The organism is Pseudomonas sp. SIMBA_067, from assembly GCF_046534675.1.
GTDB lineage: Bacteria > Pseudomonadota > Gammaproteobacteria > Pseudomonadales > Pseudomonadaceae > Aquipseudomonas > Aquipseudomonas putida.
On record NZ_JAWRYH010000462.1, the window covers coordinates 1 to 270 of the forward strand.

The 270-nt window shown below is 55.6% G+C and carries 1 protein-coding gene; it reads left to right on the forward strand.

All coding sequences use genetic code 11. The annotated features are described in order from the left end of the window. Window positions 1-15 precede the first annotated feature (15 nt). Window positions 16-270, forward strand: a 255-nt coding sequence (locus tag SB765_RS29900; protein WP_410932530.1) for a phosphoenolpyruvate carboxylase, incomplete at its 3' end; no start/stop codon positions are given.

The following is a 270-nucleotide window of genomic DNA, read 5'->3' on the forward strand; positions in this document are numbered from 1 at the left end:
CTTGAACCTTATCGTATGATCCTGAAACGCCTGCGCAGCCAGTTAATGACTACCCAGTCATTCCTGGAACGTCGCCTGAAAGGTGAACGTCTGCCGCGCCCGGCCGATCTGCTGGTCTCCAACGATCAGCTGTGGGATCCGCTTTTTACCATCTATCAGTCACTGCAAAAGTGCGGCATGGGCATTATCGCCAACGGTCAGTTGCTTGATACGCTGCGCCGCGTGAAATGTTTCGGCGTGCCGCTGGTGCGTATCGATCTGCGTCAGGAG